General features: G+C 57.2%; 1 rRNA gene (cut by both window edges). It reads right to left on the bottom strand.

The features are described from left to right. Positions 1-748: ribosomal RNA gene (locus RZ84_RS40065) — 23S ribosomal RNA — on the bottom strand (it extends past both window edges: 1,852 nt to the left, 833 nt to the right).

Here is a 748-nt window from a genome sequence, read left to right as displayed (position 1 = left end):
CGTCCACAACTCGCTTCCACGGCTGCTTCACCCGGCACACGACGCTCCCCTACCCATCACAACAGGCGTTAGCCCTCATGCTGCAATGACACGACTTCGGCGGTGTGCTTGAGCCCCGCTACATTGTCGGCGCGGAATCACTTGACCAGTGAGCTATTACGCACTCTTTCAAGGATGGCTGCTTCTAAGCCAACCTCCTGGTTGTCTCTGCGACTCCACATCCTTTCCCACTTAGCACACGCTTAGGGGCCTTAGTCGATGCTCTGGGCTGTTTCCCTCTCGACCATGGAGCTTATCCCCCACAGTCTCACTGCCGCGCTCTCACTTACCGGCATTCGGAGTTTGGCTAAGGTCAGTAACCCGGTAGGGCCCATCGCCTATCCAGTGCTCTACCTCCGGCAAGAAACACACGACGCTGCACCTAAATGCATTTCGGGGAGAACCAGCTATCACGGAGTTTGATTGGCCTTTCACCCCTAACCACAGGTCATCCCCCAGGTTTTCAACCCTGGTGGGTTCGGTCCTCCACGAAGTCTTACCTCCGCTTCAACCTGCCCATGGCTAGATCACTCCGCTTCGGGTCTTGAGCATGCTACTCCACGCCCTCTTCGGACTCGCTTTCGCTACGGCTTCCCCACACGGGTTAACCTCGCAACATACCGCAAACTCGCAGGCTCATTCTTCAAAAGGCACGCAGTCACGAGACGTGCAAACACGTCCGACGCTCCCACGGCTTGTAGGCACACGG

This window comes from Streptomyces sp. CT34, from assembly GCF_000805335.1.
Taxonomy (GTDB): Bacteria; Actinomycetota; Actinomycetes; order Streptomycetales; family Streptomycetaceae; genus Streptomyces.
This window is presented reverse-complemented; position numbering and strand designations above follow the sequence as displayed.